General features: G+C 68.7%; 11 protein-coding genes and 1 riboswitch. Of the genes, 5 read left to right on the plus strand and 6 right to left on the minus strand.

Translation table 11 applies throughout. From position 1 onward, the window contains the following. Window positions 1-13: 13 nt before the first annotated feature. The gene (locus ACZ4XD_RS32020) at window positions 14-1981 is read right to left on the minus strand and encodes a transglycosylase domain-containing protein (RefSeq protein ID WP_468047877.1); all 1968 of its coding nucleotides are present in this window, start codon (window positions 1979-1981) and stop codon (window positions 14-16) included. 513 nt (window positions 1982-2494) lie between these two features. Between ACZ4XD_RS32020 and ACZ4XD_RS32025 the strand changes: the two genes are divergently transcribed. Genes ACZ4XD_RS32025 through ACZ4XD_RS32035 form a run of 3 tightly spaced genes read left to right on the plus strand, consistent with a single transcriptional unit; the run spans window position 2495 to window position 5392 of the window. Next, window positions 2495-2827 carry a hypothetical protein gene (locus ACZ4XD_RS32025; protein ID WP_251084093.1) on the plus strand — a complete coding sequence of 111 codons (333 nt, stop codon included), beginning with the start codon at window positions 2495-2497 and terminating at the stop codon, window positions 2825-2827. Continuing rightward, window positions 2827-3957 carry a WXG100 family type VII secretion target gene (locus ACZ4XD_RS32030; RefSeq protein WP_468047879.1) on the plus strand — a complete coding sequence of 377 codons (1131 nt, stop codon included), beginning with the start codon at window positions 2827-2829 and terminating at the stop codon, window positions 3955-3957. Before ACZ4XD_RS32025 ends, ACZ4XD_RS32030 begins: the two co-directional genes overlap by 1 nt. Further along, complete coding sequence (locus ACZ4XD_RS32035) at window positions 3944-5392, plus strand: hypothetical protein (protein WP_468047881.1); 1449 nt, start codon at window positions 3944-3946, stop codon at window positions 5390-5392. The genes ACZ4XD_RS32030 and ACZ4XD_RS32035 overlap by 14 nt, the downstream gene beginning before the upstream one ends. A gap of 135 nt (window positions 5393-5527) precedes the next feature. Here ACZ4XD_RS32035 and ACZ4XD_RS32040 read toward each other — a convergent pair whose 3' ends face one another. Together ACZ4XD_RS32040 and ACZ4XD_RS32045 are read right to left on the minus strand one after the other, a co-directional pair. Next, on the minus strand, window positions 5528-6583 hold the full coding sequence (locus ACZ4XD_RS32040; RefSeq protein WP_042148479.1) for a ribonucleotide-diphosphate reductase subunit beta: 1056 nt from the start codon (window positions 6581-6583) through the stop codon (window positions 5528-5530). Further along, entirely contained in the window at window positions 6583-9018 is a 2436-nt protein-coding gene (locus ACZ4XD_RS32045) for a ribonucleoside-diphosphate reductase subunit alpha (RefSeq protein ID WP_468047883.1), read from the minus strand. Before ACZ4XD_RS32045 ends, ACZ4XD_RS32040 begins: the two co-directional genes overlap by 1 nt. Window positions 9019-9179: 161 nt before the next feature. Further along, a riboswitch (cobalamin riboswitch) is annotated at window positions 9180-9332 on the minus strand. 128 nt (window positions 9333-9460) lie between these two features. Here ACZ4XD_RS32045 and ACZ4XD_RS32050 point away from each other — a divergent pair. Continuing rightward, a complete protein-coding gene (locus tag ACZ4XD_RS32050) occupies window positions 9461-10048 on the plus strand; it encodes a Uma2 family endonuclease (protein ID WP_468047886.1) in 588 nt (195 codons plus the stop codon). 75 nt (window positions 10049-10123) lie between these two features. On the opposite strand, the gene mctP is transcribed toward ACZ4XD_RS32050, so the two are convergent. The 3 genes from mctP to ACZ4XD_RS32065 all read right to left on the minus strand — a co-directional run bounded on the left by mctP (window position 10124) and on the right by ACZ4XD_RS32065 (window position 13014). Further along, window positions 10124-11749 carry a monocarboxylate uptake permease MctP gene (mctP, locus tag ACZ4XD_RS32055; RefSeq protein WP_468047917.1) on the minus strand — a complete coding sequence of 542 codons (1626 nt, stop codon included), beginning with the start codon at window positions 11747-11749 and terminating at the stop codon, window positions 10124-10126. Window positions 11750-11787: 38 nt separating this feature from the next. Next, entirely contained in the window at window positions 11788-12048 is a 261-nt protein-coding gene (locus tag ACZ4XD_RS32060) for a DUF3311 domain-containing protein (protein ID WP_468047888.1), read from the minus strand. A 207-nt stretch (window positions 12049-12255) separates the two neighbouring features. Further along, on the minus strand, window positions 12256-13014 hold the full coding sequence (locus ACZ4XD_RS32065) for a GntR family transcriptional regulator (protein WP_251085912.1): 759 nt from the start codon (window positions 13012-13014) through the stop codon (window positions 12256-12258). Window positions 13015-13258: 244 nt separating this feature from the next. Between ACZ4XD_RS32065 and ACZ4XD_RS32070 the strand changes: the two genes are divergently transcribed. After that, window positions 13259-14527: an extracellular solute-binding protein gene (locus ACZ4XD_RS32070; protein WP_468047890.1), complete on the plus strand. Its 1269-nt coding sequence runs from the start codon at window positions 13259-13261 to the stop codon at window positions 14525-14527. Window positions 14528-14597: the final 70 nt, after the last annotated feature.

Consider the following 14597-nt stretch of genomic DNA (forward strand, 5'->3'; position numbering starts at 1 on the left):
GCGCCCGTTCGCGTCACGACCCCTGCTGATAGGCCCGCCAGACCTTCGGCGGCAGGGTCGTGCCCAGCTTGCTCTTCGCGCCCCCGACGCCCTGCATCGGCAGCAGGTCGGGGGTGCCCGCCTTGTTGCGGAACATGGTGACGGCGGTGGTCGGCTCGTTGCCGTCCCCGGTGCCGGGAGCGGGCGTGGGCCCGGGACGGACGCCCGTCCCGTTCTTCGCGCCGGTGCCGGCACCGAAGTCCGGTTCCGCGGCGGACGGACTGCCGATGAACCACGCCGACTTCATCCGGTCGCCCGCCTCCGTGCGGCCCGCCGCCACCGGCTGCTCGGGGACCGGCCCGCCGTCCCGGCCCAGGGTGAGCCAGCCGACGAGCCGCAGGGAGTTCGACACCTCCTCGGCGACCTTGGCATCGAGCACCTGCTCGGCCTCGGGACGGTCCAGCCCCGGCACCTTCTTGCCGTCGTAGGTCATCCCGGACACCGCGTACGGCTCCTGGTGCAGCCCGCCGTTGGCGAAGGTCGTGTAGGCGCTCGCCATCCGGATCGCGCTGGGCGCGGAGGTGCCCAGCGGGAAGGTCTGTTCCAGCTGCGCCATGCTCTCCTTGCGCAGTCCCGACCGCACCGCGAGATCCCGGATCCGCTCCAGCCCTATCTCCTTCCCGGCCTGGACGAAGGGCGGGCTCTGGCCCGCCATCAGCGCCCCGCCCAGCTTCTGTGCCGGGGTCTCCTCGTCGTCCGGCGCGGTCGTGGGGTCCTCGGTGTCGTCGGCCTCCTCGGCCTCCTCCTGGAGCGCGGCCGCCAGCACGAACGGCTTGAAGGCGGACCCGGCCGGGACCGCCGAGGTGTCCGCGTTGTTGCTGAAGTGCTTGGTGGCGTCCGGACCGCCGTACAGCGCGACGATCGCCCCGTCATCGGGGCGTACGGAGGCCGCGCCGAATTGCACAAAGGCATCGGCCTCGCGGCGCTTCGGATCGATCTCCTTCCGGCGGACCTCGTTGACGGCCTTTTCCAGGCGGCGGGTGCGCTCTTTGTCGAAGGTGGTGTGAAGGTGATAGCCGCCGCGCGCCAGATCCTTGGCGGTCAGCCCCGTACGGGCCTTGATGAACTTGTTGGCGACATCGACCAGGTACCCGGTCTGGCCGGCCTGGCTGGTGGGTTTCGACAGTTTCCGGGGCTCCGGGAAGGTGCGGTACTTCGCCCGCTCTTCCTTGCTCATCTTCCCGGTGGCGACCTGCCGGTCCAGTATCCACTCCCAACGCGCCACGGCCCGTGCGTGATTGGCCTTGCTCAGCCCCGGGTCGTACTGCTCCGAACCCTTCAGCACGGCGGCCAGCACGGCTCCCTGGCTGGGGTTCAGCCGGCTGGCGTCAATGCCGTAATAGGCATGGGCGGCGGCCTCGATCCCATAGGAATCGCGGCCGAACCAGCTGGTGTTGAGATATCCGCGCAGAATGTCGTGCTTGGACTTCTGGTTGCTCAGCTTCAGCGCGATGATGAATTCCCGCACCTTGCGGGTGACCGTCTGGTCCTGCGAGAGGTACGTGTTCTTCACATACTGCTGGGTAATGGTCGAGCCGCCCTGGGTGTCCCCGCCGGTGACCATGCTGACCACGGCGCGGCCGATGCCTTTGAGGGAGACCCCGGAATCGCTGTAGAACGTGGCGTTCTCCGCCGCGATCACGGAGTTCTCCACCGAGTCCGGCACCTTGTCGAGGGTGATGTTCTGCCGGTTGACGGCACCCACGCTCACCATTTCGCTGCCGTCGGACCAGTGATAGACGGTGGCCTGCTTGCCCGCCAGCTCATTCTCGTCCGGCACGTCGATCTTCGCGTAGACCACGGCTAACAGCCCGGCCAGGCCGACCAGGCCGAGTGAGAGAACCCCGAGCCACTGACGCCATGACGGCAGCCAGCGGCGCGGGCCCTCCCGCCCCTGCCGCGGATAGTCGAGGAACCGGCGACGCCCCTTCGTTCCCTTCATACCCGGATAGAGAAGGCGGCCCCGGTTCCGGTTGCCGAGGTCACAGAACGCTCATAAACGGCGTGCCACCAGGGAGAAGAGGGGGCGGAGGCCGTCTGTTAGCTCCTGTTGTAGGTCGTGATCTGCATGTTTGGGCGGCTTGTCGCCGAAGAAGGCGGGCGGGCCCGGCATCGGGTTCGGTGGCGGCGTCGCGTCACCAGAGGGCCGATCAACGACCGTCCCCGGTCGGCGGATTACGGCTAACCTCCCCGAAATTCCGCTCCATAAATGATCTGCCGGTACTTCGCTTTACCAAAACTTGTCACCGCTATGCCCGGCTTTGGGCTGGAAGCGTGCTCTCTTCGGTTATCGCCTCAACGCGCTGTATAAGCAATCCCGGGGTCATGGCCTCTCCACTCTCTCGCCTATTGATATGCCCTCAAGGCTGCCTGAAGGCACGTGGCTTGCGCCTAAGCTGGCATGGCAATGGCAGCTTGTGCCGGAGCGGATCCAACGGGGAAGGGGCTGCAGCAGATGGCTGACAAAGAGTCATATGTCGACCACGGTGAGATGATGAAGCTGGCTCGCAGTTTTGAGCAGCACTCCTACGATCTGGAGAAGACGCTCCAGAAGTTCACCGCGGAAACCGGCGAAGAGGCGATCACCGACGGCTTCGGGGTCCTGACCGAGTCGGAAGAGGTGACCTCGGCATATATCGAGTACTCCGCGGATGTGGCCAGTGCCATGAAGGCCATATACACCCATCTCGACGAGATCGGGGCCGCGTTGAAGCAGGTCAGCAGCAACACGGAGGTCAACGATCAGGGCGTCGAGGCGCTCTTCGGGAAAAACGACGGGGGTAAGTGATGAGCGGGGACGAGTCCGTAGCCGAGGAGATCGTAGAACTCGGAATTGAGATCGTCCATCCCGGCGGACGGCCGGACGAGCTGCGCGAGGCCGCCAAGCAGTGGCGCCACCTGAAATCCGAGGTCGACCGGATCTTCGGGGCCCTGGACAAGCAGGTCAACGCCGCGGTGGGGCACACCTGGCGGGGCGAAGCCGCCGAGGCGTTCCAGGAGCACTGGAACGAGTGCAAAAAGGCCGTCGACCCGGTGACCGCGAATTTCGATGAAGCCGCCGAGGGCCTTGAGAAGGCCGCGAAAGCCATCGAGGAGGTCAATGACGAAATCGAGGACATCTACATCGAGATCGGGATCTCCGTCGGTGTCTCGATCGGCATGTCCTTCCTGACCCTCGGTGTCTCCGCCGCGGTCGGTACGGCCCGGGTGGCGATGCTGGCCAAGCGAGCCCTGGACGCGGCGGGCAGACTGGGCAGGATGCTGAGGCTCATTGCCCGGGTCTATCGGGGGATCAAGGGCTCGCGCTACCTCAGGCCGCAGTTGATGCAACGCGGCGTCAAGGCGCTGGAAGGGTTCACGGTGAACACGGCGTCCGGCACGGCCGGCGGTGTGGCCACCAGTCTCCTCTCCGGCAAGGGCCCGGAGTGGGGGACCAATCTCATGGGCGGGATCGGCGGTGCGACCGTCGGCACCGGAGCGGGAAAGGTCGCGACGGCCCTCGGCCGCGGCGATTTCGTCAGCGGTGCGGTGGGCGGTGCGGCCGGCGGCGTCACCGGCGATGTCCTGGACTCCTATCGCAAGGGCGAGGATCTCGACGGGCGGCAGACCGCGATCACCGCCGTCACCGGTGGTGCGGCAGGCGGAGTCGGTGGTTCGGCCCGGGGCTTCGACCGGGAAATGGACCGCATGGCGCGGGACATCAAGATGGAGAATCGCACTCCCGGCAACCATGAGGCGAACATGGACACCGCATGGGGCACCGCTGTCCCCATCGCCGGAGGCGTCTCCGGCAACGAGGGCAAGGACGGATTCGAAGACGTGGACAAGAGCACCAAGGACGGCCGGACGGCAGCCGAGCAGGGCACCAAGGGCCGGAACGAGACGACCACCGACGAGGTACGAGATGTCTTCGGCTGACCAGGCCGCGACCGGGGCCGCGCCTGCCCTTCAGCGGGTGGGCGCGGCCCCGCGCCGGGCCGGGGCGTGGTGCGCCGCACTGGGGTTGGCGGCCCTCACCGCCGTCTTGCCGCTGTGGCTCTTCTGGCCGGACCCACAGCCACGGCGGACGGCGATACTTGTCGCGCTGGGGTGCGCACTGGCCTGTGCCGGCGGCATCGCCTTGTTCCCGCGCGCGGCAGGGGGACGGCGGCCGTACGCCGCGATCTCCGTCGCCGAGTTCTCGGAGGGAGCGGGCGGACCCCGGGCCGTGGAAGCGGACGGGCCGCCCCGGGTGCTGCCCTCGCGCCGCGGTGTGCAGGCGCGTTCCCTGGCGTGGTACCTCGGCGTCTGCACGGTGCTGGTGACCCTTTTCGCCCTCGTGACGGGGACGCCCCAGCGGCCGGAACAGATGCAGCGGATCGTGGACGCCGGGGCGGAGTTCGCGGCCGTACCGATCGAGAAGGTCGGCGATGTCCGGCTGCACGATCCGAGCAAGGGCCACGACTACTACACCTCCACGGCGGTCGTCCGGCTTGCCCCGAAGACGGGCGGGCGGCCGGCCACGGCAACCGTCCATCCGGTCACCCCCGACCGTCCGCGCGCCGGGGGCACGGTCTCGGTCCTCTACGCCCCGGCGCGTCCCGGACTGGGCGCCTTGGCGGGCGACGAGCGCAGCCTCGGTGATGCGCTCAAGGGCGCCACGATGGGGACCGGTCAGGTCTGGATCGTCGGCATCGCCTGGGCCGCCGGCCTGGTCCTCTCCGTGGTCGGCCTCTCCCTGCGCCACGGGTTCCGTCCCTTTTCCCGGCTGGGCCGCGCCGACAGGGCGGTACGCGGGAAATACCTGGGGCCTGATTTCTGGCGGCGGGGGGACAGCAAAGAGCCCTGCTTGAAAATTGTCACCGGGTCCTCCCGCACCGCGCATTTCCTGGCCAATGTCATGGCGGAGCATGTCCCCGATTCCCTGACGGGGCAGGAGGTGTGGCTGTGCTGGGACGCGCGCCAGGGCGCCGACGGCGGGCGGCTCTCCGGGGGTGCCACACCGGCGGCGCTGGTGACCGACGACGGCTGCGTGCTGCACGGAATGCTCAAGGCCGATGATGCGCAGATGCTGGCCGCCGAGGGCGTCGCCGTCGAGAAGGCCGCCGCGGGCAACGGTGCGCCGCGCGCTCTGCGGCTGTGGGACCCGCACTCCGCCTGGCTGCTTTACGTGCCACTGGCCGTGCCGCTTCTCGCCGCGGTGCTCATCGGCTGTGCCGCGCTGCTGACCTTCGACCTCACGGGCGTCTGGCGCTGGGTGACCGGCATCGCCGGCGCCGTCGCCGGGCTGTCGCTCGGCCATCTCGCGATGAACGCCCCGTACCCGTCGGTCGTGCGCGCGGCCCTGTCCCCGAACGGGACGGATCCGGACTGAGGTCCCGCCGGGGCCGGGCAACGCGTCCCACAGGGAAACGGATCGCGGCAGACAAAGGGGCCCGCCCACGGCATCGCGCCGCGGGCGGGCCCCTTCGCCCGGACTACCGGACCGGCGGCCTACCGGCCTACCGGCCTAGAAGTCGTCGTCGAAGGAGACCGAACCCTCGACGGCGACCTGGTAGGCGGATGCCCGGCGCTCGAAGAAGTTGGTCAGCTCCTGGACGTTCTGGAGCTCCATGAAGGAGAACGGGTTCTCCGAGCCGTAGACGGGCGCGAAGCCGAGCCGCTGGAGCCGCTGGTCCGCGACGCACTGGAGGTACTCGCGCATCGACGCGGTGTTCATGCCCGGCAGGCCCTCACCGCACAGGTCGCGGCCGAACTGGAGCTCCGCCTCGACGGCCTCCTTGAGCATCTCGGTGACCTGCTGCTCCAGCTTGTCGTCGAAGAGCTCGGGCTCCTCCTGGCGCACGGTGTCCACCACCGAGAACGCGAACTCCATGTGCATGGACTCGTCGCGGAAGACCCAGTTGGTGCCGGTGGCCAGCCCGTGCAGCAGCCCGCGGGAGCGGAACCAGTACACGTACGCGAAGGCGCCGTAGAAGAACAGCCCCTCGATGCAGGCCGCGAAGCAGATCAGGTTGAGCAGGAAGCGGCGCCGGTCGGCCTGGGACTCCAGCCGGTCGATGCTCTCGACCGAGTCCATCCACTTGAAGCAGAACTCCGCCTTCTCGCGGATGGAGGGGATGTTCTCCACCGCCGCGAAGGCCGCGGCCCGGTCGTCCGGGTCGGGAAGGTAAGTGTCCAGCAGCGTCAGATAGAACTGGACGTGCACGGCCTCCTCGAAGAGCTGACGGCTCAGGTACAGCCGCGCCTCGGGGGAGTTGATGTGCTTGTACAGCGTCAGCACGAGGTTGTTGGCGACGATCGAGTCGCCGGTCGCGAAGAACGCCACCAGCCGGCCGATCATGTGCTGCTCACCCGGCGAGAGCTTGGCGAGGTCGGCGACGTCCGAGTGGAGGTCGACCTCCTCCACGGTCCAGGTGTTCTTGATGGCGTCCCGGTAGCGGTCGTAGAACTCCGGGTACCGCATCGGACGCAGGGTCAGCTCGAAGCCCGGGTCGAGAAGGTTCTTCTCGCCGGTCGTGGCGGTGTGGGCCGCGGCGGCGTTCGTTTCCGGTGCGGTGGTCATTACTGGCAGGCCTCGCAGGACTCGGGGTTTTCCAGGGAGCAGGCGACCGCCTCGGGGTCGGTGGCCTGCTGCGGGACGGGGGCGGGGGCGGCGGCCGCGGTGCCGCGCGCCGACTGGGCGATCCGGGTCGCCGGCCGCGAACGCAGGTAGTACGTCGTCTTGATGCCGCGCTTCCAGGCGTAGGCGTACATCGAGCTGAGCTTGCCGATGGTCGGGGACGCCATGAACAGGTTCAGCGACTGGCTCTGGTCCAGGTACGGCGTACGGGCCGCGGCCATGTCGATCAGCGCGCGCTGCGGGATCTCCCAGGCGGTGCGGTACAGCGCCCGGATCTCCGCCGGGATCCACTCGACGTCCTGCACCGAGCCGTTGGCCTCGCGCAGCGCGTCCCGGGTCCGCGCGTCCCACAGCCCCAGCGCCTTGAGCTCCTCGATCAGATACGCGTTGACCTGGAGGAACTCACCGGACAGCGTCTCGCGCTTGAAGAGGTTGGAGACCTGCGGCTCGATGCACTCGTACACGCCCGCGATCGATGCGATGGTCGCGGTCGGCGCGATCGCCAGCAGCAGCGAGTTGCGCATGCCGGTCAGGGCGATACGGCTGCGCAGCGCCGCCCAGCGGTCGGCCCAGCGGGGCTCGGCGTTCGGGTAGTGGTCCGGGTGCAGCACGCCACGGGCGGTGCGGGTCGCGGACCACGCCGGGTGCGGGCCGTGCCGCTCGGCGAGGTCGGCGGACGCCTCGTAGGCGGCGAGCATGATCCGCTCGGAGATACGGGTCGACAGCTCCTGCGCCTCGGGCGAGTCGAAGGGCAGCCGCAGCCGGAAGAAGACGTCCTGGAGGCCCATCAGGCCCAGACCGACCGGGCGCCAGCGGGAGTTGGACGTCCCGGCCTGCTCGGTCGGGTAGAAGTTGATGTCCACCACGCGGTCGAGGAAGGTCACGGCCGTGCGGACGGTCGCGTCCAGCCGCTCCCAGTCCATCTCACCGTTGTCGCCCAGGTGCGCCGCGAGGTTGACCGACCCGAGGTTGCAGACCGCGGTCTCCCCGTCGTTCGTCACCTCCAGGATCTCCGTGCACAGGTTGGACGAGTGCACGACCTGGCCGCGCTCGGCGGTCTGGTTGGCGGTGCGGTTGGCGGCGTCCTTGAACGTCATCCAGCCGTTGCCGGTCTGCGCCAGGGTGCGCATCATGCGGGAGTACAGCACCCGGGCCGGGATCTGCTTGAGCGCCCGGCCCTCGGCCTCCAGCTTCCGGTAGGCGGCGTCGAATGCGTCGCCCCACAGGTCCACCAGCTCCGGGGCGTCCGAGGGCGAGAACAGCGACCAGTCGGCGTCCGCCTCCACCCGGCGCATGAACTCGTCCGGGATCCAGTGCGCGATGTTCAGGTTGTGCGTACGGCGCGCCTCCTCACCGGTGTTGTCGCGCAGCTCCAGGAACTCCTCGATGTCCGCGTGCCAGGTCTCCAGGTAGACGCAGGCCGCGCCCTTGCGCCGGCCGCCCTGGTTCACGGCCGCGACCGAGGCGTCCAGGGTGCGCAGGAACGGCACGATGCCGTTGGAGTGCCCGTTGGTGCCGCGGATCAGCGAACCGCGGGCGCGGATGCGGGAGTACGAGAGGCCGATGCCGCCGGCGTGCTTGGAGAGCCGGGCGACCTGGTGGTAGCGGTCGTAGATCGAGTCCAGCTCGTCCAGCGGCGAGTCCAGCAGATAGCAGGACGACATCTGCGGGTGGCGGGTGCCGGAGTTGAAGAGGGTGGGGGAGGAGGGCAGGTAGGACAGCGAGCTGGTGAGCCGGTAGAGCTCGGCGACGTCGTCCAGCGCGCGGTCGCTGTGGTCCTCGGCGAGACCGCAGGCCACCCGGAGCAGGAAGTGCTGCGGGGTCTCGATGACCTGACGGGTGGTGGGGTGCCGCAGCAGGTAGCGCGAGTGCAGGGTGCGCAGCCCGAAGTACCCGAAGCGGTCGTCGGCCCCGTCGGCGAGCGCCCGGTCGACCAGCGCGTCCAGCCGGGCGGCGTGCGCCCGGACGAACTCCGCGGTCTCGTCGGCGATCAGCCCCTCGCGGTGGCCGACCTCGACGGAGGCGGAGAAGGCGACCGCCCCCTGTCCGGCCGCCTCCTCCGAGATCGCGAGGGTGAGCAGCCGCGCAGCCAGCTTGGAGTACTGCGGCTCGTCACCGATCAGACCGGCCGCGGCATCGGTGGCCAGCGACCGCAGTTCGGCCTCGTCGGAGCCGGCGTGCCGGCCGCGCAGGGCGGCGGCGGCCACCTTGCCGGGGTCGGTCGCGGTCAGGTCCTCGGTCAGCTGGGTCAGGGTGCGCAGCAGGGCGACACCCGGCCCGTCCTCGCCCGGTCCGCCGTCGGCGGTACCGGGAGGCGTGGCCACCACGGGCGGCACGGCCTCGGCGTCTGACGCGGGCTCCGTTGGCGCGATGGTCACGCGATGCTCTCCCTCACTCGGCGGGGGCCGGGAGGGAGGGACGCGACGGGCGCACGCGGGCATGCGGCACCCCATGACGCGCAGGGGTGCGCGGGCACACCGCGCGGCGTCCACCGGCCCAACCCTCGGGGCCCGGACGTATCGACGACCGCACCCCTTGCGGTGCGGACGTACCGTCGGCAGGTCCTCGGACTACACGGGCACGCGCCCAGGGCCGGTATCCGCCCGGCCGAGCGCGCTCCTACACCGTTGCGGGACAGTTCCGGATTCCCACCGGATTCCCCTGCGGCGACAGCGAGGACGAGCATACATGTGGGGGTGGCCCCTCAAGTGCACCCCCACATCTAGTGTGTCGTGAGTGATCACACAGTGTCTGTCAGTGGCCTCGGCTATGGTCGGTGACAGTTCTTTGTTCCGTCCCGTGGAAGAAGGAGAAGGCCTCATGGCCGCGCTCGCCGACCGGCCACACATCATGGAGGCCGAGCATTTCGAAGAGGCCGCCCGGATACTCGCCCGCCTGGAAGAAGGCGCGCGATTGGAACTCATCGACGGGAAGGTCAAGAGCAAGCCCATACCGGACGGGGATCACGGTCGGATCATCGAGTGGCTGACACGCATCTGCATTCAGTCACGACCTGAGCTGTGGCTCTACCCGGATCAGGGACTCAAGGCGGAGGAGTACCGCGGTGGCCGGGCCCGGCCGGACGGGGCACTCTCCGTCAGTGGTGCCTTTGCCGGCCAGGGGGAATGGGTCGACCCTGAGCCGGTGTTGATGGTTGTCGAGGTCACGTCCTCCGACTCCGACACGCACCAGCGTGATCGCGTGGAGAAGCCCCGTGCGTACGCGGGAGCCGGTATCCCGCTCTATCTGCTCATCGACCGGCAGGAATGCCAGGTGTCGCTCTACAGCGAACCCGACGGCACCCGCTACGAGGACGTCCGCACCGTCCCGTACGGCAAGCCCCTCCACCTCCCCGACCCCGTAGGCATCACCCTCGAAACCGAGCAGCTGAAGAACTGGGTGAACTGAACGGCGAACGGCAACGGGCCGCCGCGTCCCGGGGGAACGCGACGGCCCGTTGCCGGAAGCCGGCCGGCCGGTGGCTCAGTGCCCCGCCGGTGCCTTTTCCGTGGCCGGCGGGAGTTCGACGGCGACGCCCTCGTCGCCGGCGTCCGCCGTGTAGTCGGCGGGGCTGGTCTCGTCGATGCCTTCGGGGGCCTTGGCGGCCTTCAGGGCGAAGGTGAGGACGACGGTGACCACGACGTTCAGTACGAACGCGGTCAGGCCGATGTAGCCGATCTCGCCGATGCCGGGGATCTCCGCGCTGGAGCCGCCGAAGTGCTTCTGGGTCGGGCTGGCGACGCCGTAGGCCGCGAGCGTGCCGTAGAGCATGCCGACCGCCCAGCCGGCCAGCAGCGCCCAGCGGTGGAACCAGCGGGTGAAGAGGCCGCCGACCAGGGACGGCATGGTCTGCAGGATCCAGATGCCGCCCAGCAGCTGGAAGTTGATCGCGACGGTCTTGTCCATGGTGAGGACGAAGACCAGCGCGCCGACCTTCACCAGCAGCGAGACCAGCTTGGCGACCTTGTGCTCCTGCTCGGGCGTGGCGCCCGGCTTGAGGAAGTCCTTGTAGACGTTGCGGGTGAAGAGGTTGGCCGCGGCGATCGACATGATGGCCGCGGGAACCAGCGCGCCGATGCCGATCGCGGCGAACGCCACACCGGAGAACCAGCTCGGGAACATGTCCTCGAACAGCTGCGGGATGGCCAGCTGCGGGTTGCCCTGGATGTCCGTGCCGGCCTTGATCGCCATGAAGCCGAGCAGCGCCAGCAGGCCCAGCATGAGGGAGTACAGCGGCAGGATGGTGGTGTTGCGGCGGATCACATTGCGGCTGCGCGAGGACAGCGTCGCGGTGATCGAGTGCGGGTACATGAAGAGCGCCAGCGCCGAGCCGAGCGCCAGGGTCGCGTACGCCCACTGGGCGTTGGGGCCGCTGATCAGCTCACCGCGCGGTTTGCCGGGCACGGCACCGGGCTGGGCCAGCGCCTTGCCGGCCGAGTCGAAGATCGCGTCAAAGCCGCCCAGCTTGATCGGGATGTAGATGATCGCCACCGCGATGACGAGGTAGATCAGCCCGTCCTTGACGAACGCGATCAGCGCCGGCGCCCGCAGCCCCGAGGAGTAGGTGTACGCGGCCAGCACGGCGAACGCGATCAGCAGCGGCAGGTCCTTGACGAACCAGTTGGTGTGCTCGCCCCCGCCGATGCCCATCACGTCCAGGACGGCCTGGATGCCGACCAGTTGGAGGGCGATGTACGGCATCGTGGCCAGGATGCCGGTGAGCGCCACGGCCAGCGACAGGCCCTTGGAGCCGAAGCGGCCGCGGACGAAGTCGGAGGTGGTGACGTAGCCGTGCTTGTGCGAGACCGACCACAGGCGGGGGAGGAAGGTGAAGATCAGCGGGTAGACCAGGATCGTGTACGGCACGGCGAAGAAGCCGGCCGCGCCCGCCGCGTAGATCGCCGCCGGGACGGCCACGAACGTGTAAGCCGTGTAGAGGTCCCCGCCCAGCAGGAACCACGTCACCCAGGTGCCGAAACTGCGGCCGCCCAGGCCCCATTCGTCGAGGTTGGCGGACTCCTCGGCCTTGCGCCAGCGGGCGGCCAGGAAGCCCATGACCGTCACGGCCAGGAAGAAGAAGACGAAGACGGCCAGGGCGACGCCGTTGATGCCCTGGGTCTGGGAGGCGGCGAGCGCGCTCGTGGGAGTCACTGGTCCGCACCGCCCTTGCGGGCGCGCTGCTCACGCTGCACGAGCTTGTAGGCGAGGGTGGTGAGCGCGGTCGAGATCAGCACCCACAGCATCTGGTACCAGTAGAAGAACGGGATCCCGATGACCGTCGGCTCGATCTTGGCGTACGAGCTCACCCACAGCATCGCCACGAACGGAGCGATCAGGCAGAGTCCGGCCACCACACGCGTGGGCGTGACGACCTGTCTGCGAACCGGTGATGCGGCTGACTGGGTCATGACCGTGGCTCCGTCCCCTGGCTGTCTCCTGTGCGATCGGCTGGAAATCTATGGCAGGGCAGTGGCACGCGTCACTAGCTGTCCGCATATCGGTATCAAGAATCCACCCGGCCGCGACCTGCGCCGCCGGCCCCAGGGGGCGGATCCGGCGGCGGCAGGGCAAGGGAAGTCCGGGCGGAGCGCTGTCCGCCCGGCGCGGGTCGTGGGTCAGTCCGTGGGGCGTTGCAGCCGGGCGACGAACTTGTAGCGGTCGCCGCGGTAGACCGAGCGCACCCACTCCACCGGCTGCCCCTGTGCGTCGAGCGAGTGCCGGGAGAGCATCAGCATCGGCAGTCCGACGTCCGTGCCCAGCAGGCCGGCCTCGCGCGGGGTGGCGAGGGAGGTCTCGATGGTCTCCTCGGCCTCCGCCAGCCGGACGTCGTACACCTCGGCCAGCGCGGTGTAGAGGGAGGTGTACTTGACGAGGTTCCGGCGCAGCGCGGGGAAGCGCTTCGCCGACAGATGGGTGGTCTCGATGGCCATCGGCTCACCGCTGGCCAGCCGCAGCCGTTCGATGCGCAGCACCCGGCCGCCGGTGGCGATGTCCAGCAGGCCGGCGAGCCGGTCGTCCGCGGTGACATAGCCGATGTCCAGCAGCTGGGACGTCGGCTCCAGGCCCTGGGCCCGCATGTCCTCCGTATAGGAGGTCAGTTGCAGGGCTTGGGAAACCTTGGGCTTGGCGACAAAGGTGCCCTTGCCCTGGATGCGCTCCAGTCGGCCCTCGACCACCAGCTCCTGGAGGGCCTGACGCACCGTCGTGCGCGAGGTGTCGAACTCCGTGGCGAGGGTCCGTTCGGGCGGGACCGGGGTGCCGGGCGGCAGGGTCTCGGTGATTTCCAGCAAGTGCCGCTTGAGCCGGTAGTACTTGGGCACCCGTGCGGTCCGCGTGCCGCCGCTCTCGGCACTGCTGCCCCCGTCCGTGTCCATGACCCGCCTCTCCGACTCCTGTCGTGCTGCCGTCACCGGCGCCTCCGTACGTAGCGGCTCACATCGTGGCACGGGTGGGTTTCCCGTGCTTCCTTACAGGCCCCGGCCCGCCGGATGTCGGTCAGGTAACGGACCTGGCAGCGACTCTTATACACCCTTGACACCCCTAAAGGTCTAGGCCAAGCTGCGGGCACTGGTCTAAACCATTAAAGACCACACACCCGGCCTTTGGGGGGAGAGCGCAATGAAGCGTGGGCTCGTGGCGGCGACGGCGGTCGTGGGAATGCTGGTGGGTGTCACTGCCTGTGGGTCCGGCGGCGGCACGAAGACGGGCGCGGACGGTTTCAAGGGCCAGAAGCTGACCGTCTGGGTGATGAACGGTTCGAATCCGGCGCAGTGGACCGAGCAGGTCTCCGCGCAGTTCAAGAAGAAGACCGGCGCCACCGTCGAGTTCAAGGTCCAGCAGTGGAACGGAATTCAGCAGAAGCTGAGCACCGCCCTTTCCGAGGATACCCCGCCGGATGTCGTCGAAATCGGCAACACCCAGACCGCCGCCTATGCCAAGGCCGGTGCCCTGGCCGAACTCGGCGATCTGAAGAAGGAGATCGGCGCTGACTGGAACGACGCGTTCAACAAGGCGTCGCTCGTGGACGGAAAGCAGTACGCACTCCCGTGGTTCGCCGGAAACCGGGTGGTGATGTACAACAAGAAGATCTGGGCCGAGGCCGGCCTCAAGAAAACTCCCCGGACCCGCAGCGAGCTCTTCCGGGCCTTTGCCACCATCAAGAAGAAGACCGACGCCGAGCCGCTGTATCTCCCCGGCCAGAACTGGTACTTCTTCGACGGCCTGACCCTCGGCACCGGCGCCGACCTCGTAAAGCGGCAAAACGGCAAATGGGTCTCCAACCTCGGCGATCCCAAGGTCGCCAAGGCCATGGACATCTACCAGCAGTACCAGGCCTTCAGCACCGCCCCCAAGAACAAGGACGAGGCCACCCCACAGCAGGCCGAGATCTTCGCCAAGGGCCGTACCGGCGCCCTCATCGCCATGGGCTACGAGGCCGCCACCGCCCTCAAGGCCAATCCGCAGATGAAGAAGGACATCGGCTTCTTCACCATCCCCGGGGAGACCGCGGACAAGCCGGAGGGGGTTTTCCTCGGCGGCTCCAACTTCGCCGTCGCCGGAATGGGCAAGAACCAGGAACTCGCCAAGGAATTCCTGAAGGTCGCCCTGTCGAAGCAGAACGACCGGCAGATGGTGAAGGAGTCCGGCTGGGCTCCGAAGTCCCCTGACCTGGCCGGTGCCGCACAGGAGAATCCGGCCGTGGCGGCCGCGGCGCCGGCGGCGGAGAAGTCCGGGGGCACCACACCGCTGATTCCCCAGTGGGCCGCGGTGGAGAACATTCCGAACCCGATCAAGAGCTATATGACTGCTGTTCTGGGCGGTAAGTCGCCGGCCGATGCCGCCAAGGACGTCGAGCCCGAGATCAACGCACGGCTCGCCCAGCAGTAACGGACGCCCGGGGGAGCGCCCACCGGGCGCCGGGTGCCGGCCGGCCGTCCCCGGCCGGCACCCGGGCACC

The sequence above is a fragment of the Streptomyces sp. NPDC029466 genome (genome assembly GCF_055574515.1).

Excerpts from the sequence above, each read along its gene's own strand:
- ACZ4XD_RS32020 (WP_468047877.1), bottom strand. The coding sequence starts at position 1,981 with ATGAAGGGAACGAAGGGGCGTCGCCGGTTCCTCGACTATCCGCGGCAG.
- ACZ4XD_RS32025 (WP_251084093.1), top strand. The coding sequence starts at position 2,495 with ATGGCTGACAAAGAGTCATATGTCGACCACGGTGAGATGATGAAGCTG.
- ACZ4XD_RS32030 (WP_468047879.1), top strand. The coding sequence starts at position 2,827 with ATGAGCGGGGACGAGTCCGTAGCCGAGGAGATCGTAGAACTCGGAATT.
- ACZ4XD_RS32035 (WP_468047881.1), top strand. The coding sequence starts at position 3,944 with ATGTCTTCGGCTGACCAGGCCGCGACCGGGGCCGCGCCTGCCCTTCAG.
- ACZ4XD_RS32040 (WP_042148479.1), bottom strand. The coding sequence starts at position 6,583 with ATGACCACCGCACCGGAAACGAACGCCGCCGCGGCCCACACCGCCACG.
- ACZ4XD_RS32050 (WP_468047886.1), top strand. The coding sequence starts at position 9,461 with ATGGCCGCGCTCGCCGACCGGCCACACATCATGGAGGCCGAGCATTTC.
- ACZ4XD_RS32060 (WP_468047888.1), bottom strand. The coding sequence starts at position 12,048 with ATGACCCAGTCAGCCGCATCACCGGTTCGCAGACAGGTCGTCACGCCC.
- ACZ4XD_RS32065 (WP_251085912.1), bottom strand. The coding sequence starts at position 13,014 with ATGGACACGGACGGGGGCAGCAGTGCCGAGAGCGGCGGCACGCGGACC.
- ACZ4XD_RS32070 (WP_468047890.1), top strand. The coding sequence starts at position 13,259 with ATGAAGCGTGGGCTCGTGGCGGCGACGGCGGTCGTGGGAATGCTGGTG.